Below are 18570 nucleotides of genomic sequence, written 5' to 3'. Positions count from 1 at the left end.
CTGCTGGCGAACGCATCCGTTCTACGCTGAAGGTGTTAACAGGATCAATCGGCGTTCGGAGATTCCGAGTCGTTTATGATCGACGCCCATCCCGAAGCACGGGTGTGCGCTTCTCTACCCCGAGAGTGGACGCACTTTGCCACCGCCCGCCTCTGCACCACAGCCGGGCTTCCGAATGGCATGCAGGTTCGCCGCCGAACCGGAGCCCCGTCCGGTCCGTACAGACGGAGACGACCGCGTCCGACGTTCCGATGGAGCGCGATGCGATGTCATGCATGGAACGGGATGTCGTCACCTTCTCCCATGACGTTCGGATGATCTGTTCTGTTATGGGTGACGTCCGCGTCGCCCTAGGGTGACACGGACGTCACCCTCCCTGGTCCCCGAAGCCATGCTAGTTCCATACTGTTGGCTTCAGTCGATATGGCTCGCCATTCCATGCGCGAGTGACTCCTCATTCCGGCGTAACGACCTCAACCAGCATTCTAGAAAGCGATCGAGTTACGGGAATGTCCGGGTTTGGGCAGGAAGCGGGGCAAACGGATTATCGCCGGGGTCAATCGCCAGCATCCGGGCGAAGATCTTCGTCGGACGTTTCATAGGAGAGGATATCGCCCGGTTGGCAATCGAGGTAGCGGCAGATGGCGGACAAGGTGGAGAAGCGCACGCCCTTGACCTTGCCCGACTTGAGCAGGGACAGGTTCGATTCGGTGATGCCGATCGCTTCTGCCAGTTGCTTCGACCGGACCTTCCGCTTCGCGAGCATGACGTCGAGTTGGACGATCATCGGCATCAGACGAAACGGTCCAGGTCGCGCCGTGCCTTCAACGCCGCCTCGACCGCCCAGATCGCCGCGTAAGCGGCAAAGGCGATCAGAAGGCCGCCGGCAATCGGGGCGAGCAGGATCGTCGTGATGATCCGGAAGCCGGAGGGCATGCCAGGCGACAGCCATGTCTCCAGTGCGCTTTGGTGAACCGGACCGGCGAGCATCCAGACGATCGCCGCCTGCGAGGCGCGGCGGAGCCACGGCAGCGCCCTTTCGAGGGTATCGGCGCCGCTACCGCCCAGGCGCCGCAGCGCGATCCCGACGGTGCCGAGCAACGCCATGAAGGGCAGAAGGTCGATCGCCGCGATGCCAGTCAGCCCGATGCGAACATCAGTTCGCGCGACATGGGCATCGAACCGGGCGCGGTCGGGCGGCGACATCTCGATCTCCATCCGGCTTTCCTCCGGCAATAGCGTCGCGGCGCGGACATTCCACACGCAGCCATAGCCTCCGCCGCAGATCGGCCCGGTGCCTGGCATCAAGCCTGCGGCCGCGATCACGATCGGCATGACGGCTGCACTCAGCAGGAATAGCACTCCCGCCAACCGGCACAGACGTGCCTTGCGCGGAGGAAGAAAATAGCCGGAAGGCATGGACGACTTTCTGTTTGACGAAAATTTATCATCATCATACGGGTAAGCATTGCTTTTAACAGCGTCATACGACGGGGGCCAATGTGATGATGCGGGACGGCAGCGACGGCGAGGCAACGACAGGGAAAGGAACCTCGTCGGCGGCACCCCGTCACCGTCGCGTGCGCCGTCTGTCCCTCTTCCAGGCAAGATGGCTTCATGTCTCTGCATTGATTCCGGCGGCGCTGCTCGCCGCGTGCGGCGGAGGCGGCGAAGGAGCCAGCGGGACGGTCGTGGTAGTGCCTGGCCCTTCATCCTCCGGCACATCGCCGACGCCTACCCCCTCATCTACGTCGCCCCTCACCGCTCAACAGATCGAGGACCAACAATCGAACTCCGCAGCCGCAGCGAACGCCGACGCCGCCTATCTTGCGGGCGCGACCGGCCGCGGCGTCAAGATTGCGATCATCGACACCGGCATCACCCCAGGTCTGACCGAGTTCAGCAGCCGGATCGATCCTGCCAGCGCCGACATGGCCGGGACGCGCGGTTTGACCGATCCCAGTGGTCACGGCACGCTGATGGCGTCCGTAGCGCTTGCGGCACGCGACAGTCGCGGCATGCATGGCGTCGCCCCCGAAGCGACGCTTGTGTCCTTAAACGCATCAAACCCGGCGACCTGTCGTTCCGCCGACGATTGCCCTGCTTCGGCCGAGTTGCTCATCCGCGCGATCGATGCTGCCATCGACGCGAAGGTCCGGGTCATCAACATCTCAGCGACGACGGACGTCACGCACGAGACCCTCATCGCAGCCGTCCGCCGCGCCGCGGCCGCCGGCATCGTCACGGTAATCAGCGCCGGCAACAACGACGGCGACGCACGTCAGCCGCTGCTCCTTTCGCGTTCCTTCGCCGAAGCGGCTCCGGGGTGGGTGATTATCGCAGGCGGGCACGACATGTCCGGAGCCTTCGACTATCAACTGGCAAACCGAGCGGGGGGCAGTCCGGCGGCCGCCTGGTATTTGACGGCCTTGTCGCGGGACGTCGTGATGACCGATCGCAATGGCAGCCTGGTCCGCTACAGCGGCACCTCGCCGGCTGCCGCTGCGATCAGTGGTGCAGTGGCGCTGGTCGCGCAGGCGCGGCCCAACCTAACGGGCGCGCAGATCGTCACGTTGCTGCTCGCTAACGCCACGGACGCCGGGACGCCGGGTCCCGATAACGTATTCGGCAAAGGCATTCTCAACATTGCTGCTATCTTCACCGCCCTACCACCGGCTGGATGAAAATCCTGGCGGCGCACATAATCGAGCCAATCGACGTTTACTTTCCCACAAACGAACGGCCAGTGAGAATACCATGTCGATGGCTCAGTCGATCCGCTCTCAGTAGGCCCGTTTTCCCAAAATCCGTTCCCGAAACCGTTTTCCCAAAATGGCTTGGTCGACATGGTGTTACGGGAATGGAGGAATGCCCGATCGAAGTCGGGCACCGAGGAGGAACTGGCGGGCAGTTGCCGGAGGTCACGGACAGGGAGCGGTCCTCCGAGTCACTCGCGCATGGAATGGCGAGTCATATCGACTGGAGCCAGCACATACTTCACCGGACCCGCGGAAGGCGGGCGACGGCGATCATTGGCGGAGTCGGCACCGTCACCCGTGTTCGGATCGTCATCGCCTGGTCGAACCGAGCTGGCGCGCGATCCCGTTCAACGCGGCGGTGCACCCTTGCGCCCTGCCGATGTCGTGGTCCGTGCCGGCCGAGTTCCAGAACATGTCGAGCGGCCAGCGCTCCGGACAGTGCGCGATCAGACATCGCAACGCGAGACGGACCTCGATGGTGTCGACCCTGCCTCTACCCGACCTCGCCGCAGCCGAGCGCAGGATATCGAGCGACAGCTCGATGATGATCCGCTGATGACGCGACACGGGCGATCAATGGAAGTCGCGGGACTTCACCCGCACGACGGCTTCCGGATCCATGCCGGCGGCGTGCGGTGGCCAATAGCTGTCGCGCGGCCCCGGTCGCCAGCCCGCGTCGCCGCGATCGGGCGAGCCCGCATGCCGGGCACCGTCGCCGCGCCCGGTCGAATGCGGGAAGTCCATCTGGCCGACCTGGGCGAGCAAGGGCCCGTAATCGACGATCCGGTCGCAGATGACGTGGATCACCTCCCCTTCCTTCTGCACCCTCCCCTTCATACCGATCATCGCCGCCGACATGACCGTGCGGCGCTGCGCCTCGAACCGATCGGGCCAGAGGATGCCATTGGCGATGCCGGTCTCTTCACGGTTTCCGGCGGACACGTGGGTCGCGTCGCCCGACTGATCGGCATTGCGGCGTCGGATGCAGCCCTGCGCGGTGCGGACAAGGTCGAGGCTTACGATCTGAGCCGAGCGACACGCGAATTCGCGATCGGGGCGAAATGGCTCACGGACGACCCCTTCTCCCGGAAGGCGATCTGATGGACGCCTACGCCGTCCCCGCTCAGGCGCCCCGACGGCGCCTCCGCTTCGATCTCGACATCCGCGAAGACGAGAGCGTGCCCGGCGCGATCGCGCGCGCCGTCGCGGAGCACCACCTCGTCAGGATCGGTGCCGTGCTGAAGGAGGCGGGTCACGGCAGATACGCCGGGGCGACCCAGCTTGCGGACGCGACGACGTTCGCATCACCACGCGCAGGTGCGAGGCGCGGCGGGCGCCTCTACACTGGACACGAGGCCAATCGCATCCTGCCCGGCTTCGCCACGCACGCCACCGAGATCCGACGGCTCGGCCTCGTCGCGAGCCGCTCCGATGGTGCCCGGGGTATAATGGGATCGCTCCTCTACCACTCCGGTCCGATTGACGCCGCCGGCGCTTGCTGGCGCGACGCGACGCCCGTGACCACGATCGTCGCCCGGCTCCGCCTACCGCTCTATGCTGTCGAACAGATGATCGATTCCGGGCTGCTCGAACTCCTCGAAGACCCGATCCTGGCCGTTGTAATGCGGCGCAGGCAGGCCATCGCCTCGGTCTTCGACGATCTGCTCAGACGGCTGAGACGCCAAGCTCGTCGCCGCGCGCCGCCGTCCACTGCCCTGCCGATCGGTTGGGAGAGCCGTCGGATCGGCGGTGGCCCCAAACCCTGGTCGAAGATATTCGACGATCTGTTGGACGGGTCCATCCCGTTCTGGATCGACGGCGAACCGGACGCGGATCATCTGTTCGTGAATCCGGGCAGTCTTGATGCGTTCATCGACCATCGGCCGTCCGTCGGTCCTGAGCAGCCCTCCTATACTGCCGCTATATCTACCGGCGACGCTGCCGAGATGTTGAACGTCATTCCGAGACACGTCGTGCGGCTCGCATCCGCTGGAGTATTAACGCGGACTGCGGGGCTACGAGCGATGACGATTCCCATGGACGAGGTGGAGCGGGTAGCCCGTCGGCACGTCTCTGCGGCTGAACTGGCGCGTCGGGCGCGCACGTCGGCGGAAGCGGTGAACGAGCGTCTCCGGATCGCGGGCTTTATCCCGTTCCACGGTCTGTGGGACCGAACCGCAGCACTCGGTGCGTTGCCCCTCGCGTGAGGGCGGCATCCCTCACGAAGGTCGCGTTTCCGGCGCGGTCACCTTCGCCCGACATCTTCGATTCTTGGCTGAACGGTGGGTTTGCGCCGGTATCAGCGAATAAGGAACATGACATGAAAGTTCTCGTACTGAGTCATCTGAACGTCAACGACCGTACCAGCGTCGTTCAGGCGCTCGACACCACGCTCGATGCGCTGCCGGGCCTCTCGCGGTCCTGCACCGGATGGGGGGATCGCGGTCGCAGGTTCATGCAGTTCCAGCACCCCAGGCGCGGCGGCCCATTCGACGTCGGAATTCATTTCACGGTTGAGGCGACCCAGACCATGCTCCGGTATCAAACCGTCGTCGACTAAAAGCGCATCCACACAACCATCATCGGGGCGCTGGACGGCATACACCCGACACGCGGGGAGACGATGGAGGATACCGTCGAACGGGTCCGAGGCTGGCGCGAGGAAGCCGGGCATGTCGCCGAACCGGATCGGGTCGAGGAATACGCCAGCGCCAGGCGTGCAGCGTCGATGGCTCTGCTCACAGCGGCGTGTCGCCTAGACGACGGATGGTCGAGCGCGATGGCGGAATTGGGGTCGTCGGAGTCTTAGCCCCGCGTCATGCTCGGCTACCCCGACAACCCCATTTTCGCCATCGCGGAGGCGTTCCAATGTGGCTGCGAGCTGATGCCGATCGAACGTGATGCAAGCGACGAGGTTTGAGGAGGTCGCCCGGCTCGGCACACTCAACGAAACGCACGTGCTGCCGTTGGTTCAAGCGACCCGGTGGGAGCCGTCGCGTCGGAGGAGCCGTGCGACGAGTGTCATAATAAGGTTGTGCCAACGATAATAGCGCGAATTGCCCGGAGGCGGTTCCTGTCAGCTCTTAGGCGGGAATTTAGCAAGAGGCGGGCTGGCGCGGTATCCTACCGGTCCGCGCCACGCCGGTCGGGCATGTCCAGACGCCTCGGCATCCGGACGTGCCCTTATCGATTTACCGCGAGGCGATCGTCTGCGGCAGATGGCGCAGACCCGTGCGGGCCACGGTGTGCGATGACAGGATCGCGCCCGACGGCATATCCATCGCAATAGCCTTTTCCTGCAGCACCGCGTCATACAGCGCGCGCGCATCGGCGGCGCGGCCGGTCTTGGCATAGACCGCGGCCAGGTTGAGCATCAGCTCTGGACTGTTCGGATCGGTGCGACGTTCCTCGAGAAGCGTCCGCTCTGCGGCGGTGAAATTGCCCGCCGCGATTTCCTGAAACCCCGTGCGCTGCGGCCATGAGTCCTGGGCCATGGCCGGGGCTGCCATGCCCGCCGCCGCCACAAGCAACACCGAAAACATTCCACGCATATCTCATCTCCTATGTTTCACTTTTGTGACTTGAGAGTGTCACTTTTGTGAAACGTGCGCAAGCGGGGAAAGATGCGCAATTTTGGGGCGATGGAAGTGGGTGCGGGGCGGCATTTTGGGAGGTTGTGCCCTGCCTCGAGTGGAGCGATAGTCGCACGTTGCGTTCGATGGGCCTGGCTATGTGCGGGTTCAGGACGAGACGGGCTGGTTTGTAAGGGCGCCTCAGCGATCCGCCTGTCTGGCGATCATCATGCATTGCGGATGACGGGGTAGCGGGGGGCTTGGCCGTAGACTTCGCTCAGGCTGAGCGGAAGTAGGGTACGATCGCAATGGGGTCGGGCACAGGCTTAGGCCCCGATGACAATGCCTTTGAATCAATACGAGCCCCTCCCCTTCAGGGGAGGGGTTGGGGTGGGGCCTTTCCACGAACGCCGCGCTTGCGGAAGCGCCCCACCCCTGCCCCTCCCCTGAAGGGGAGGGGTGGGTCTAACTTACGTCATCCCGCTTAAGACTCAGGCTCAGGCTCAGGCTCAGGCTCAGGCTCAGGCTCAGGCTCAGGCTCGGGCTCGGGCTTGGGCTTGGGCTTAGGCTTGGGCTTGGGCTTAGGCTTGGGCTTGGGCTTGGGCTTAAAATCAGCCACAGGCCCCACCCTCCGTCCAGCCTGAGCGCAGTAGATGGCCACGGGACACCATCACCATGCCGCCCTCCACCCCACCACAAACGAAAAAGGGCGGCCTCCGGAGAGACCGCCCCATTTCATCACCGACCTGATCGAAAGGATCAGAAGTCGTTGCGATACTGCTCGTTGCCGATGAAGCCGAGCTTCGTCACCGCCGAACGCTTGATCACGGCCAGGGTCTCGTCGACCTTGGCGTACTTGGCGTCGGGGGCCGGCTGGAAGTGCAGTTCCGGTTCCGGGTTCATCGCGGCGCTCTGGTCCAGGAACTGGCGCAGCGTCACCTCGTCGACCGGGGCACCGTTCCAGGTGACCGTGCCGGCAGCGTCGATACCGATCTTGTTCTTATCGGTGTTCACGACGGTCTGCGGCGTGTTCGAGTTGACCGGCAGGTCGACCTTCACCGCGTGAGTCTGGATCGGGATGGTGATGATGAACATGATGAGGAGCACGAGCATGACGTCGATCAACGGCGTCGTGTTCATGTCCATCATGGGCTCGCCATCATCAGATCCGGCGCTCATTGCCATGGCGTGCTAACTCCTATTCTGTCCGCCCGGCCGATCAGGCGCGGGGGTTGCCGCCGGGGGGCGGCTCGGAGATGAAGCCGACCCGGGCGAAACCGGCCTGCTGCATCGTGAAGATGGTGCCGCCGATGCACCGATACGGCGTGTTCACGTCGCCACGGATATGCGCTTCGGGCAGCTGGTCGGGCGTGATGTTACCCACACCGCCCAGCCGTTCGACCTCGGCCTTCAGCTTTTCGACCGCGCGGGTGCGCAGTTCGTCCGAGCTGACCGGGGTCAGGTTCCAGTACACCTTGCACTGGCCATTCTCGCTGGTGACCGAGAGCGACACGTTTTCCGGCTTCGTCGTGGTCGGATCGAAGCGGACGTTCGGCAGCTTCAGCGGAACGGTCTGAATCACGACCGGAACCGCGATCAGGAAGATGATGAGGAGCACCAGCATGACGTCCACGAGGGGCGTCGTGTTGATCTCCGACATCGGTTTCTCGGCGGAGTCACCGCCAACGCTCATCGCCATGAGAGAGCTATCCTATCCATGCATTCTTGCGCCGCCCCGAAATGGACGGCGGGGGGTGGCGGAGCGATGGTCCGAAAACCGCCGCCCCGCCCCCTTAAGCTCAGGCGCGGGTCTGAACGCCACCGGCCTGACCGGCGGTGGTAGTGCCAGCCGGAGCCTTGACGGCGGCCGGCTTGGCCGCACCGGCAACCGCCGGACGAACCGCACCGTTCGAGGCCAGGAAGCCCAGCACGTCGTTCGAGAACGACGACAGGTCTTCCGCGATGCCCTTGTTACGACGCTGCAGCCAGTTGAAGGCGAGCACCGCCGGAACGGCGACGACGAGACCCAGAGCGGTCATGATGAGCGCTTCACCGACCGGACCGGCGACGGCATCGATCGAGGCCTGGCCCGACGAGCCGATCTTGATGAGCGCGCGGTAGATGCCGATAACGGTACCGAACAGCCCGATGAACGGCGCGGTCGCACCGACGGTCGCGAGGAAAGCGAGACCGCCGCCCAGCTTCGAGTTGATCGCGGCTTCCGAACGCGCCAGCGAGCCGTGCAGCCAGTCATGCGCTTCGACCGGATCGGTCAGCTTCGAGTGCTGGTCCTGCGCGGCCAGACCGTCGTCGACGATCTGCTTGTAGGCCGAGTTCTTCTCGAGCTTGGCCGAGCCCTCGCGCAGCGAGTTCGCCGACCAGAAGCCCTGACGGACGCGCTTCGCCTGGTTGATGATCTTCTGCTGCTCGAACAGTTTCGAGAACAGGATGTAGAACGACACGATCGACATCAAGCAGAGGATGGTGAACACCGACTGCGAGATGAGGCCGCCTTCCTTGAGAGCCTGGCCGAGACCGTAGGGGTTTTCGGCACCGGCCGCGGCGCCGCCCGCGGCGAGGATGGTGGTGAGCATGGTTGGTTAGGTCCTCTGACTAAAGCGTTAAATTTTTAAAAGTGGCCTGAGCCGTTATTCCTGCGGCAGCTGCCAGCGTACCGGAAGCGTGTAGGACGACGTGATCGCGTTGCCGTTCTGGTCGAGCGCGGGCGAGAAGCGCACGCGCGCCTTCGCGATCCGGCACGTCGTATCGTCGAGCGCACGATTGTTGCTGCTCGTCGTCACGACGCAATCGGTGACGCGTCCGTCGGTACCGACCGTCAGCTTGGCGACCACGCGACCTTCCGCGCCTTCGCGCTGGGCCGAGGGCGGATAAGCGTCGGGACCGAAGAACTGGCCCGGATTGCCCTTCAGGCCAGCAGCCTTCGACACCGCAGGCGGGGCCGGCGGAGCAGGCGGCGACGGCGGCGCAGGCGGGGCCGGCGGCGCAGTGGGCTGGCTCAGCGGAATCACGGTCGTCGTCGCGATCGTCGGCGCCTGGGTCGGCACGTTGACGATCGGCGGCGGCGTCACAACCGTCGTCGGCGGCGGCGGAACATTGGGCTGTTCCGGCGGCGGCGGGGGCGGCGGTTCCTCCGGCGGGGGTGGGGGTGGCGGCTCTTGCACGTCGAACGTGTTGAGCTTTTCGGTCGCCTTCTTCACGTACTGGTAAGCCAGCCCCGTGACGAAGGCATAGCCCAGAGCAGCATGGATGAGCACGACGATAACGATCGCGACCACCTTGCCCCCGGACATCTTCTGGTCAGTATAGGCCATTCAGCAACGAAACTCCTCAGTCTGCCAGTTTCGCCTCGCCGTAGCGTGGGGACGTGGGAAACTCCTGCCATGCTCTTTCGGCATGCGGCAGAGCCTTGGACCCTATCGTGACGGCTGGCGCGGTGCAATCAGTTTGTCGGACGTAATAAACGTACAACCTGCGCATGACGAAATTATTTCTGTACCGTTAATGAGCAAAGGAGTAGCGCGAAGCTATGAATCCCCTGTCCCACGCCATTCGCGCTGGCGCTTTGACGCTGTCGATTCCCCTGTTCGCCGCCGCCCTGCCCGCCCAGATGGCGACCGCGCCGTCGGCCCGGCCGGGTGATTCGATGGTAGCGCAAACAGGACCGGGCTATGCCGACCTCGCCGACCTGGTGCTGTCGGCCCCGGTCATCGCCGATGCCACCATCCGATCGGCGACCGCGATCAAGGGCGCGGAGGCCGCCGGGGTCGCGCCGGGCCATCAGCGTTTCTATATAGAGGCCGATATCGGCACGCTGATCCGCGGTGCGGGCGGCCTGCCTGCGCGGGTCGGCTATCTGTTCGACGCCGCCACCGATGCGCGGGGCCGTGCGCCGAAGCTCAAGAAGATGCGGGTGCTGATCTATGCCCGCCGGGTGCCCAACGCCGCCGACCAGCTTCAACTCGTCGCACCCGATGCGCAACTGCCCTGGACGCCCGATACCGAGCAACGCAGCCGGACCATCGTCCGCGACGCTTTGTCCACCGACGCGCCGCCGGTCATCACCGGCGTCGGCAATGCCTTTTACGTGCCCGGCAGCCTGCCCGGCGAAGGCGAGACGCAAATTTTCCTGACGACCGCCAACAACCGGCCCGTCTCGCTATCCGTATTGCGTCGCCCGGGCGAGGAGCGGCGCTATGCCGTGGCGCTGAGCGAGATCGTCGACGAATCCGCCGCGCCCCCGGCGCGCGACACGCTGCTCTGGTATCGGCTGGCCTGCGCGCTGCCGGAATCGCTGTCCGATCGCAGCACCGCCTCGCTGGGGCCGGAAAATGCCCAGGCCGCGCGCGAGGATTATCGGTTCATCTTGCAGAAGCTCGGCCCGTGCGGGCGCGAGCGTCAGATGCCGACGACCAGCGACTGACCCGTGACCGCGTGCGCGGCGGCAAGATAATCGACCGCCGCCGCGACCGCTTCGTCCGCCGCCCCCTCGGCCGGGATCACCGCGTTGATCCGCGCTCCCGGCGCCGCCGCGATGGCGAGCGGGGCGATCGCCGCCTCGACCATCGCCTGGGACAGTGCGTCGCGACCGGGACGGATCACCAGCACCAGATCCTCGCCAGGATACCCGGCGACGACGCCCGCGATATCGGCGTCGGGCGCCAGATCGACTCGCCGCGCCGTCATGTGGCTCAGCGCCGGTGGCGGACCAGGGTGATGCCGATCGCCTCGCCATCCTCGGCAATGGCCAGCTTTACGATCTTCACCTGCACGCGGCGGACCCGCTTGTCCTGAAGGAACAGCGTATCGCAGATATGGTCGGCAACCCCTTCGATCAGTGTGAAATGCACGCCTTCGGGCAGCTGGGTCGCGGCATGTTTCAGGTCGAGATAGTTTTTGGACTCGGTCAGCGGGCTGTCGGGCGTGTAGCGCGCCGGACAGTCGAGATCGACGGTCAGCGAGATGCGCAGCGGCTGCGGCAGGTGCGTTTCCTCGGAGTAGATGCCGGTCAGCACCTGGACTTCGAGGTCGTGGACTTCGAGCTGGAGACGGTCTTCCATTCCTGCGCCTGTAGCAGAGCGCACGCCGAAGGAAAGCTTGCATCCCCCCGCCGTCGCGCTAAGGGCGCGCGTCCCCCTCCCCGTATCACCGGACTTCGCCTCTTGCCTGTGATGACCGCCCTTGTCCCGCTCGACGCGGTCGCACCCGAGGCGGTCGAGGCACTGCTGGACCGCGCCTTTCCGCCCGGACGGCAGGCGCGCACCGCCTATAAGGTGCGGGGCAGCGTGCGGCCGATCGCCTCGCTGTGCTTCGCCGCGGTCGAGGAGGATCGGCTGATCGGGTCGATCCAGTGCTGGCCGGTCGCGCTGACCCAAGACGATGGTCTCGTGCATCCGATGGTGATGGTCGGTCCGGTCGCGGTCGATCCTGATCGCCAGCAGGGCGGGATCGGGCGCGAATTGCTGCATCACATGCTGGACGCGGCGGCGGCACAGGGGCTGGACCGCGCGATGATGCTGATCGGCGACCCGGAATATTATGGCCGCTTCTTCGGTTTCTCCGCCGAGCACACCGCCGATTGGCGACTGCCCGGCCCGGTCGAGCGGCACCGGCTGCTGGCGCGCGGACCCGATGTGCCGGCGCTTGCGGGCATGCTCGGCCCCGATCCGGGGCAGGTCTGAATCGCGCAGGCCTTTACCTGCCCGCCCCGCATCCCTAACTCGGGTCCATCATGCCGATGGCACCGCCCCCCGATCTGTCCGCGCTGAGCCTGGCCGAAATCGTCCAGGCGATGGAGGCGCAGAAGCTGCCCCCCGTCTCGCAATGGCATCCCAGCCATTGCGGCGACAGCGAGATGCGGATCGCGCGCGACGGCACCTGGTACCATCAGGGTAGCCCGATCACCCGGCCCGCCATGGTGCGCCTGTTCTCCACCATCTTGCGGCGGGAGCCCGATGGCCGTCACGTGCTGGTCACGCCCGTCGAAAAGCTCGACATCGCGGTCGAGGACGCGCCCTTCGTCGCCACCGCACTAAAGGCCGAAGGACAGGGCGAAAACGGTCGCTTGGTATTCCAGCTCAGCACCGGCGAACTGGTCGCGGCGGGGCCGAACCATGGCCTGCGCTTCGTGGAGGGCGAGGACGGCCCCCGCCCTTATGTGCATGTCCGAGACGGGCTGGAGGCGCTGATCGCGCGGCCGGTCTATTACGAACTGGCCGAACGCGCGCTGGCGAGCGAGGGCGAAGCGCCCGGCGTGTGGAGCGACGGCGTCTTTTTTCCCCTGACGGCGTCGCCCGCCGCATGACGCTGGCCGAAAGGCTGGCAGCGGCGATGGCGCGGATACCGGCGACCGACCTGCTGACCGGCGACGGCGTCGAGCCGCATGAGATCATGGCGACGCCCACTGCCGCCGCCGTGCTCGTGCCCGTGACCGATCGCGCCGAGCCGGGCGTGCTGCTGACCCAGCGGACCGAGACGCTCCGCAACCATGCCGGGCAGATCGCCTTTCCGGGCGGCCGCGCCGATCCCGGCGACGTGGATCTGGTCGCGACCGCGCTGCGCGAGGCCGAGGAGGAGATCGGGCTTTCTCCCGCCACCGTCACGGTCGTCGGGCTGGCCGATCGCTATCGCACCGTCACCGGGTTCGAGGTGACGCCGATCGTCGGCGTCATCCCGCCCGACCTGACACTGACCCCCGCCGAGGCGGAAGTGGCGGACCTGTTCGAGGTGCCGCTGTCCTTCCTGCTCGATCCTGCCCATCACCACCGGGTCAGCGCGCCGTGGCGCGGACGGACCCGCCATTTCTATGAGATCCTATGGAACGACCGGCGCATCTGGGGCGCGACTGCCGCGATGATCGTCAACCTGTCGCGGCGGATGCAATGGGCGGCATGACGCCCGGCACCGCACCCTGGGCCGACCGTCCCGAATTGATCGCGCTGGCCGCGCGGCTGGAGGCGCGGTTCGTCGGTGGGGCGGTGCGCGACATGCTGCTGGGCCTGGCCGTTGCCGATATCGATCTGGCGACGCCGCTCTCGCCCGAAACCGTCATCGACCGGGTGCGCGACAGCGGGTTCAAGCCGGTGCCGACCGGCATCGCGCATGGCACGATCACCGCCGTGCTGCCCGAGGGCCCGGTCGAGGTCACGACGCTGCGCCGCGACGTGTCGACCGATGGCCGCCACGCCGTGGTCGCCTTCACCGATGACTGGCGCGAGGATGCGGCGCGGCGCGACTTCACGATGAACGCACTCTATGCCGATCCCGCGACCGGCGAATTGTTCGACTATTTCGGCGGTCTGGACGACCTGAAGGCCGGGCGGGTGCGCTTCATTGGCGACCCGTTGCAGCGGATCGCCGAGGATCATCTGCGCATCCTGCGCTTCTTCCGCTTCCATGCGCGCTTCGGCCAGGCGGTCGACGAGGCCGGACTGGCCGCCTGTGCCGCGCGCGCCAACGACCTGATGGCATTGTCGCGCGAACGGATCGCGGCGGAGTTGCTGAAACTGCTGGTCGCCGCCCGCGCCGTGCCGGTGGTCGCGCTGATGGTCGAGCATGGCATCTTCCGCGCGGTCATCCCCGAGATCGATGCAGAGGGCGTGAAACGGCTGACCCGGCTGGCCGAGCGCGAAGACGCAGCGAAAATCGCGCCCGACGCGATCCGGCGACTCGCCGCCCTGCTACCTCCGCCAGCCGCCGAGAATGTCGGGGCGCGGCTGAAACTGTCCAATAGCGACCGCAAGCGGCTGATCGCCGCGACCGCCGGATCGGGCGACGAGGGACCGCGGGCGCTGGCCTATCGCGCGGGGCTGGTGAGCGCGATCGACCGGCTGTTGCTGGCGGGCGAATCGATCAAGCCGATTCGCGACTGGACGCCCCCTGCCCTGCCACTGACCGGTGGTGCACTGGTCGAACGCGGGATCGGCAAGGGGCCGGAGGTGGCGCGGCTGCTTCGCCGGATCGAGACTCAGTGGATCGCCGAAGGCTTTCCGGATGCCGAACGAGTCGGCCGCATCGCCGACGAGGCGGTGGCTCAGGCCTGATCGGCGATCATCGCCCAGGCGGCATCGGGATCGAGCGGGCGGGCATAATAATAGCCCTGTCCATGGCTGCACCCCAGGGCGGCCAGCGTCTGCCCGAGTTCGACTGCCTCGATTCCCTCGGCGGTGGTCTTCATGCCCAGGGCCTGCGCCAGGCCCAGGATCGCACGGACGATCGCGATCTTGTCGCGGTCGGCCAGCATGCCGGAGACGAAGCTGCGGTCGATCTTCAATATGTCGATCGGCAGTTTCTGGAGATAGGCCAGGCTGGAATAACCGGTGCCGAAATCGTCCATCGCGATGGTGGGGCCCAGTTTCTTCAGCGCATTCATGATCGCGCTGACCCGGTCGGGATCACCCACGATCGCGCTTTCGGTCAGTTCCAGGATCAGCCGCTCGCCCGCGACGCCCGCCCTGGCCAGCGCCGATTCGATCAGTGCGGGAATGTCGTCGCGCTGCAACTGGATCGCCGAGACGTTGACCGACATGCGCACGCCGCAGTCCCCGCCCGCCCGCCGGTCCCAGTCCGCCAGCTGGAGCAGCGCCTGGTTCGCGGCCCAGCGGCCTAGCGGCACGATCAGCCCCGATTCTTCGGCCACGGGGATGAAATCGGCCGGCGAATGATCGCGCCCCTCGGCATCGCGCCACCGCGCCAGCGCCTCGAACGCGATGGTGCGGCCGGTGCTCAGGTCGCAGATCGGTTGATAGGCGAGGTGCAGTTCCTCCTGCTCGATCGCGCGGCGCAGCGCGGTCTCCATGGCGAACTGGGCGCGCGCGATGGTGAAGGCCTGGGGATGATAGACCTCGGTCCGCCCCGCCGCCTTGGCATGCTTGACCGCAAACTGGGCGTGCCGGATCAGCTCCTCGGCGTCCTCGTCCAGCCCTTGGTTGAAGGCGATGCCGACCGAGGCCTCGACATTGACCTCATAGTCGGTCAGCCGGAACGGCGAACGCAGGGCCCGGTCGATCCGTTCGGCAAGGATATGCGCCTCATCCTCGGTGCCGTCGATCAACATCAGGATGCCGAACTCGTTGCCGCCGATCCGCCCGATCGAGTCGCGGGACCGCAGGGCTCCCTTCAGGCGGCGTGCCACGGTGATCAGAAGTTCATCGCCGACCAGCGAGCCCATACAGGCGTTCAACCGACCGAACCGGTTCAAATCGATCACCAGCACTGCGTGACGCTGGCCATTGGCCACCATCGCCTCGATCAGGTCGCCGAAACCCTGTCGGTTGGGCAGCCCGGTCAGGCTGTCGGTCATCATTTCGCGACGCAGGCTGCGTTCGGTGTGGTGCTGTGCCGTATGATCGACCAGCATCAGCACATAACCTTCGCCATCCCCTTCGGCGGCGTGGGTCAGGGTCGCTTGGAAATAGCGACAGTCGATGACCTCGCCGACGGCCAGCGGAAACTCGATCGAGGCCTGGTTCGACGCCAGGAACCCGTCGATTCGCTTGGCCACCTCGGCCAGTAGGCCAGCCTGGGTCCGCGAGTCGTTCAGTGCGGCGCGGCGATAGGCATCGTTGCTGGCGGCCACGACCGGCACGCCCTTCTCGATCAGGATTTCGGCCGCCGGAATTGCCATGATGCTGATCGCGCACGACGTCAGCGACCCGAAATTCCGGTTCGAAGAGCGTTGCAGCGGATGAGCGATCGTTGCCATCACTCATCCGCGTAACCCGCGAACGTTAAGAGCGCCTAAAATTCCAAGAATTTTACGGTTAACGTCGTGTGGCAGAGTCTTCCGGCGTCACCGTTGGATCGACATGATCCGCGACTGATTTCGCCCTTCCCCGCAGGGAAGGATGTACGGGTGGCTCAATCGAACCGATTGTCGCGCGGGAAGCCGGTCGGCGGCATCCGCCCCGCCGCCCCGCGTGCGGTGCGCCAGGCCGACAGGTCGGATTCGGTCCGTACCCGCCCGGTATCGCCGCCCATCGGCCAGCTCAGCCCATCCTTGAAAACAAAGGTCGTCGCATCCGACAGCCCGCCGTCACGATAGCGTTGGAGCTGGACGCCGGTGCCGCGGGACAGCTCGACGAACTCGGTCAGCGGGAAGACCAGCAGCTTGCGGTTGTCGCCGATCGCCGCGACATAATCGTCCTCGGCACCGACCGGACGCACGACCTTCAGCAAGGACCCGGCGCGCGGGGTCAGCACGGTCTTTCCCTTTCGCGTCTCGGCAATGGTGTCGGCAGTCGGCACGATGAAGCCGCGTCCGTCCGACGCTGCGACCAGCAGCTTGGTCGCGCGGGCCGCCGGCAGGAAACCGACGATCCCGATCGATCCGTCGAGATCGATCATCGCGCGCACCGGTTCGCCAAATCCGCGCCCGCCGGGCAGCTTGTCCGCCGCCAGCGTGAAGAACCGCCCGTTCGCCGCCGCCAGCAGCAGCTTGTCGGTGGTCTGGGCATGAAAGGCAAAGGCCGGGCCGTCGCCTTCCTTGAACTTGGCGGTGTCCGCCGAGGCGAGGTCGACATGCCCCTTCATCGCGCGAATCCAGCCGCGCTGCGACAGGATGACGGTGATCGGCTCGCGTTCGATCATCGCCTCCAGGGGAATGTCGCGAGTCGGCGCGGCTTCCTCGATGAGCGTGCGGCGCGCGCCCAAAGCGGTTTCGGGGCCATAGCGGTCGCGGATCTTGCCCAGATCCTTCTTCATCCGCGTCCGCTGACGCTGTTCGGAGCCGAGCAGCAGCGTCAGCTGCTCACGTTCCTTGTCGAGCTTGTCGCGCTCGCCGCGAATCTCGAACTCCTCCAGCCGCCGGAGCGAGCGGAGGCGCATGTTGAGGATCGCCTCGGCCTGCCGGTCGGTCAGGCGGAACTCCTCGATCATCACCGCCTTGGGCTCGTCCTCGGTGCGGATGATCTCGATCACCCGGTCGAGGTTGAGATAGGCGACCAGATAGCCGTCGAGCAGCTCGATCCGGTCGGCGATCTTGCCCAGACGGTGTTCGGAGCGGCGGCGCAGCACCACGAACTGATGCTCGACCCATGCCGCCAGCGCCTCGCGCAGGGACATGACGCGCGGGGTGCGATCCTTGTCGAGCACGTTGAGGTTCAGGCTGACCCGCGTCTCCAGGTCGGAGAAGCGGAACAGCCCGTCCATCAGCACCTGCGGATCGACGGTGCGCGCGCGCGGTTCGAGGACGATGCGGACCTGCGCATCCGATTCGTCGCGCACATCGGCCAGGATCGGCAACTTCTTGTCGTTGATCAGTGTGGCGATCTGTTCGATCAGCTTGCCCTTGGCGACGCCGTAGGGGATTTCGCTGATGACGATCTGCCAGCCGCCGCCCTTCTCGCGCTCGATCTCCCAGCGCGCGCGGACGCGGAAGCCGCCCCGCCCCGTCGTATAGCTTTCGCGCAATATGGCGGGCGCATCGACGACCATGCCGCCGGTCGGAAAGTCCGGCCCCCTGACCAGCGCCAGGATCGCATCGTCATCGGCGTCCGGCTGATCGACCAGCAGGATCGCGGCTTCCAGCAGTTCGGCGGCATTGTGCGGCGGGATGCTGGTCGCCATGCCGACCGCGATGCCGCTCGCGCCGTTCGCCAGCAGGTTCGGGAACAGGCCGGGGAACAGCTCCGGCTCCTGCTCCTCGCCATTATAGGTCGGGCGATAGGCGACGGCGTCCTCATCGAGCCCGTCCATCAGGTCGATCGCGACCTGGGTCAGCCGCGCCTCGGTATAGCGATAGGCGGCGGCGTTATCACCGTCGATATTGCCGAAATTGCCCTGCCCGTCGACCAGCGGATAGCGCAACGCGAAATCCTGCGCGAGGCGGACCATCGCGTCATAGACCGACTGGTCGCCATGCGGATGGTATTTACCGATGACGTCACCGACGACACGCGCGCACTTCTTATACCCCGAGGCCGGATCAAGCTTCAGCAGCCGCATCGCCCAGAGAAGACGCCGGTGAACGGGCTTAAGGCCGTCGCGCACATCGGGCAACGAGCGCGCGGTGATCGTCGACAGCGCATAGACGAGATACCGCTCCGACAATGCGCTGTCGAAGGGTGCGTCCAGAATGCCGACGGGAGGATTGTCGCGGAGATCGATCGCCATGGAAGCCCAGCTTCTAGCAAGCCCGTGGGGCCGGGGCAATCGGGCGGATCAAATCGGGAACGATTACTAACGATACGGCAAAGCGGGCGCGATTCTCATCACGCCCGCTT

At 65.8% G+C, this 18570-nt stretch carries 21 protein-coding genes and 1 pseudogene; 8 read left to right on the top strand and 14 right to left on the bottom strand.

All coding sequences use genetic code 11. The annotated features are described in order from the left end of the window. Nucleotides 1-556: 556 nt before the first annotated feature. Together GGQ89_RS02395 and GGQ89_RS02390 are read right to left on the bottom strand one after the other, a co-directional pair. The gene (locus GGQ89_RS02395) at nucleotides 557-793 is read right to left on the bottom strand and encodes a helix-turn-helix domain-containing protein (protein ID WP_184103762.1); all 237 of its coding nucleotides are present in this window, start codon (nucleotides 791-793) and stop codon (nucleotides 557-559) included. After that, nucleotides 793-1335, bottom strand: a complete 543-nt coding sequence (locus tag GGQ89_RS02390) for a hypothetical protein (protein WP_240456574.1) — start codon at nucleotides 1333-1335, stop codon at nucleotides 793-795. Before GGQ89_RS02390 ends, GGQ89_RS02395 begins: the two co-directional genes overlap by 1 nt. A 170-nt stretch (nucleotides 1336-1505) precedes the next feature. Between GGQ89_RS02390 and GGQ89_RS02385 the strand changes: the two genes are divergently transcribed. Then, on the top strand, nucleotides 1506-2684 hold the full coding sequence (locus tag GGQ89_RS02385; protein ID WP_184103758.1) for a S8 family peptidase: 1179 nt from the start codon (nucleotides 1506-1508) through the stop codon (nucleotides 2682-2684). A 384-nt stretch (nucleotides 2685-3068) separates the two neighbouring features. Here GGQ89_RS02385 and GGQ89_RS02380 read toward each other — a convergent pair whose 3' ends face one another. Both GGQ89_RS02380 and dnaE2 read right to left on the bottom strand, forming a co-directional pair. Then, a complete protein-coding gene (locus tag GGQ89_RS02380; protein ID WP_184103756.1) occupies nucleotides 3069-3326 on the bottom strand; it encodes a hypothetical protein in 258 nt (85 codons plus the stop codon). Nucleotides 3327-3332: 6 nt separating this feature from the next. Next, a pseudogene (gene dnaE2 / locus GGQ89_RS02375) lies at nucleotides 3333-3683 on the bottom strand (error-prone DNA polymerase); the annotation flags it as partial. An 18-nt stretch (nucleotides 3684-3701) separates the two neighbouring features. Here dnaE2 and GGQ89_RS02370 point away from each other — a divergent pair. Together GGQ89_RS02370 and GGQ89_RS02365 are read left to right on the top strand one after the other, a co-directional pair. Further along, nucleotides 3702-3860, top strand: a complete 159-nt coding sequence (locus tag GGQ89_RS02370; protein ID WP_184103754.1) for a hypothetical protein — start codon at nucleotides 3702-3704, stop codon at nucleotides 3858-3860. Further along, nucleotides 3860-4966 carry a hypothetical protein gene (locus GGQ89_RS02365; RefSeq protein WP_184103752.1) on the top strand — a complete coding sequence of 369 codons (1107 nt, stop codon included), beginning with the start codon at nucleotides 3860-3862 and terminating at the stop codon, nucleotides 4964-4966. The genes GGQ89_RS02370 and GGQ89_RS02365 overlap by 1 nt, the downstream gene beginning before the upstream one ends. Before the next feature lie 92 nt (nucleotides 4967-5058). On the opposite strand, the gene GGQ89_RS02360 is transcribed toward GGQ89_RS02365, so the two are convergent. The 6 genes from GGQ89_RS02360 to GGQ89_RS02335 all read right to left on the bottom strand — a co-directional run bounded on the left by GGQ89_RS02360 (nucleotide 5059) and on the right by GGQ89_RS02335 (nucleotide 9663). After that, nucleotides 5059-5433, bottom strand: coding sequence for a hypothetical protein (locus GGQ89_RS02360; RefSeq protein WP_184103750.1), 375 nt, complete (start codon nucleotides 5431-5433; stop codon nucleotides 5059-5061). Nucleotides 5434-5950: 517 nt separating this feature from the next. Beyond that, nucleotides 5951-6310, bottom strand: a complete 360-nt coding sequence (locus GGQ89_RS02355) for a tetratricopeptide repeat protein (RefSeq protein WP_076715035.1) — start codon at nucleotides 6308-6310, stop codon at nucleotides 5951-5953. A 780-nt stretch (nucleotides 6311-7090) separates the two neighbouring features. Continuing rightward, nucleotides 7091-7516 (bottom strand): ExbD/TolR family protein, encoded by a 426-nt coding sequence (locus GGQ89_RS02350; protein ID WP_042486322.1) that lies wholly within the window; start codon nucleotides 7514-7516, stop codon nucleotides 7091-7093. 34 nt (nucleotides 7517-7550) lie between these two features. Next, entirely contained in the window at nucleotides 7551-8030 is a 480-nt protein-coding gene (locus GGQ89_RS02345; RefSeq protein WP_042486325.1) for an ExbD/TolR family protein, read from the bottom strand. 100 nt (nucleotides 8031-8130) lie between these two features. After that, the gene (locus GGQ89_RS02340) at nucleotides 8131-8925 is read right to left on the bottom strand and encodes a MotA/TolQ/ExbB proton channel family protein (RefSeq protein WP_056430507.1); all 795 of its coding nucleotides are present in this window, start codon (nucleotides 8923-8925) and stop codon (nucleotides 8131-8133) included. 54 nt (nucleotides 8926-8979) lie between these two features. Next, a complete protein-coding gene (locus GGQ89_RS02335) occupies nucleotides 8980-9663 on the bottom strand; it encodes an energy transducer TonB (RefSeq protein WP_042486331.1) in 684 nt (227 codons plus the stop codon). Nucleotides 9664-9878: 215 nt separating this feature from the next. Between GGQ89_RS02335 and GGQ89_RS02330 the strand changes: the two genes are divergently transcribed. After that, on the top strand, nucleotides 9879-10772 hold the full coding sequence (locus GGQ89_RS02330; protein WP_240456573.1) for a hypothetical protein: 894 nt from the start codon (nucleotides 9879-9881) through the stop codon (nucleotides 10770-10772). Here the strand turns inward: GGQ89_RS02330 and GGQ89_RS02325 are convergent. Together GGQ89_RS02325 and GGQ89_RS02320 are read right to left on the bottom strand one after the other, a co-directional pair. Next, on the bottom strand, nucleotides 10748-11035 hold the full coding sequence (locus tag GGQ89_RS02325) for a Rossmann fold domain-containing protein (RefSeq protein ID WP_076715031.1): 288 nt from the start codon (nucleotides 11033-11035) through the stop codon (nucleotides 10748-10750). The genes GGQ89_RS02330 and GGQ89_RS02325 overlap by 25 nt on opposite strands. A gap of 5 nt (nucleotides 11036-11040) precedes the next feature. Then, entirely contained in the window at nucleotides 11041-11409 is a 369-nt protein-coding gene (locus tag GGQ89_RS02320; protein ID WP_042486371.1) for a dihydroneopterin aldolase, read from the bottom strand. 111 nt (nucleotides 11410-11520) lie between these two features. Here GGQ89_RS02320 and GGQ89_RS02315 point away from each other — a divergent pair, with 111 nt between their 5' ends. Genes GGQ89_RS02315 through GGQ89_RS02300 form a run of 4 tightly spaced genes read left to right on the top strand, consistent with a single transcriptional unit; the run spans nucleotide 11521 to nucleotide 14391 of the window. Then, nucleotides 11521-12030, top strand: a complete 510-nt coding sequence (locus GGQ89_RS02315) for a GNAT family N-acetyltransferase (protein ID WP_184103748.1) — start codon at nucleotides 11521-11523, stop codon at nucleotides 12028-12030. Nucleotides 12031-12080: 50 nt separating this feature from the next. Then, nucleotides 12081-12653 (top strand): DUF1285 domain-containing protein, encoded by a 573-nt coding sequence (locus GGQ89_RS02310; protein WP_184103746.1) that lies wholly within the window; start codon nucleotides 12081-12083, stop codon nucleotides 12651-12653. Further along, nucleotides 12650-13243 (top strand): CoA pyrophosphatase, encoded by a 594-nt coding sequence (locus GGQ89_RS02305; RefSeq protein ID WP_056430519.1) that lies wholly within the window; start codon nucleotides 12650-12652, stop codon nucleotides 13241-13243. The genes GGQ89_RS02310 and GGQ89_RS02305 overlap by 4 nt, the downstream gene beginning before the upstream one ends. Further along, nucleotides 13231-14391 (top strand): CCA tRNA nucleotidyltransferase, encoded by a 1161-nt coding sequence (locus tag GGQ89_RS02300; protein WP_184104036.1) that lies wholly within the window; start codon nucleotides 13231-13233, stop codon nucleotides 14389-14391. The genes GGQ89_RS02305 and GGQ89_RS02300 overlap by 13 nt, the downstream gene beginning before the upstream one ends. Here the strand turns inward: GGQ89_RS02300 and GGQ89_RS02295 are convergent. Both GGQ89_RS02295 and parC read right to left on the bottom strand, forming a co-directional pair. Continuing rightward, nucleotides 14382-16052 (bottom strand): putative bifunctional diguanylate cyclase/phosphodiesterase, encoded by a 1671-nt coding sequence (locus GGQ89_RS02295; RefSeq protein ID WP_240456572.1) that lies wholly within the window; start codon nucleotides 16050-16052, stop codon nucleotides 14382-14384. The two genes, GGQ89_RS02300 and GGQ89_RS02295, sit on opposite strands and share 10 nt — an antisense overlap. A gap of 155 nt (nucleotides 16053-16207) precedes the next feature. After that, nucleotides 16208-18460, bottom strand: a complete 2253-nt coding sequence (parC, locus tag GGQ89_RS02290; RefSeq protein WP_184103744.1) for a DNA topoisomerase IV subunit A — start codon at nucleotides 18458-18460, stop codon at nucleotides 16208-16210. Nucleotides 18461-18570 lie beyond the last annotated feature (110 nt).

The sequence above is a fragment of the Sphingomonas yabuuchiae genome (assembly GCF_014199595.1).
In the GTDB taxonomy this organism is placed as follows: Bacteria; Pseudomonadota; Alphaproteobacteria; order Sphingomonadales; family Sphingomonadaceae; genus Sphingomonas; species Sphingomonas yabuuchiae.
This window is presented reverse-complemented; position numbering and strand designations above follow the sequence as displayed.

Coding starts and splice junctions, on each gene's coding strand:
- GGQ89_RS02395 (WP_184103762.1), bottom strand. CDS start 793: ATGCCGATGATCGTCCAACTCGACGTCATGCTCGCGAAGCGGAAGGTC.
- GGQ89_RS02390 (WP_240456574.1), bottom strand. CDS start 1,335: ATGCCGATCGTGATCGCGGCCGCAGGCTTGATGCCAGGCACCGGGCCG.
- GGQ89_RS02385 (WP_184103758.1), top strand. CDS start 1,506: ATGATGCGGGACGGCAGCGACGGCGAGGCAACGACAGGGAAAGGAACC.
- GGQ89_RS02365 (WP_184103752.1), top strand. CDS start 3,860: ATGGACGCCTACGCCGTCCCCGCTCAGGCGCCCCGACGGCGCCTCCGC.
- GGQ89_RS02360 (WP_184103750.1), bottom strand. CDS start 5,433: ATGCCCGGCTTCCTCGCGCCAGCCTCGGACCCGTTCGACGGTATCCTC.
- GGQ89_RS02355 (WP_076715035.1), bottom strand. CDS start 6,310: ATGCGTGGAATGTTTTCGGTGTTGCTTGTGGCGGCGGCGGGCATGGCA.
- GGQ89_RS02350 (WP_042486322.1), bottom strand. CDS start 7,516: ATGGCAATGAGCGCCGGATCTGATGATGGCGAGCCCATGATGGACATG.
- GGQ89_RS02345 (WP_042486325.1), bottom strand. CDS start 8,030: ATGGCGATGAGCGTTGGCGGTGACTCCGCCGAGAAACCGATGTCGGAG.
- GGQ89_RS02340 (WP_056430507.1), bottom strand. CDS start 8,925: ATGCTCACCACCATCCTCGCCGCGGGCGGCGCCGCGGCCGGTGCCGAA.
- GGQ89_RS02335 (WP_042486331.1), bottom strand. CDS start 9,663: ATGGCCTATACTGACCAGAAGATGTCCGGGGGCAAGGTGGTCGCGATC.
- GGQ89_RS02330 (WP_240456573.1), top strand. CDS start 9,879: ATGAATCCCCTGTCCCACGCCATTCGCGCTGGCGCTTTGACGCTGTCG.
- GGQ89_RS02325 (WP_076715031.1), bottom strand. CDS start 11,035: ATGACGGCGCGGCGAGTCGATCTGGCGCCCGACGCCGATATCGCGGGC.
- GGQ89_RS02320 (WP_042486371.1), bottom strand. CDS start 11,409: ATGGAAGACCGTCTCCAGCTCGAAGTCCACGACCTCGAAGTCCAGGTG.
- GGQ89_RS02315 (WP_184103748.1), top strand. CDS start 11,521: ATGACCGCCCTTGTCCCGCTCGACGCGGTCGCACCCGAGGCGGTCGAG.
- GGQ89_RS02310 (WP_184103746.1), top strand. CDS start 12,081: ATGCCGATGGCACCGCCCCCCGATCTGTCCGCGCTGAGCCTGGCCGAA.
- GGQ89_RS02305 (WP_056430519.1), top strand. CDS start 12,650: ATGACGCTGGCCGAAAGGCTGGCAGCGGCGATGGCGCGGATACCGGCG.
- GGQ89_RS02300 (WP_184104036.1), top strand. CDS start 13,231: ATGGGCGGCATGACGCCCGGCACCGCACCCTGGGCCGACCGTCCCGAA.
- GGQ89_RS02295 (WP_240456572.1), bottom strand. CDS start 16,052: ATGGCAACGATCGCTCATCCGCTGCAACGCTCTTCGAACCGGAATTTC.
- parC (WP_184103744.1), bottom strand. CDS start 18,460: ATGGCGATCGATCTCCGCGACAATCCTCCCGTCGGCATTCTGGACGCA.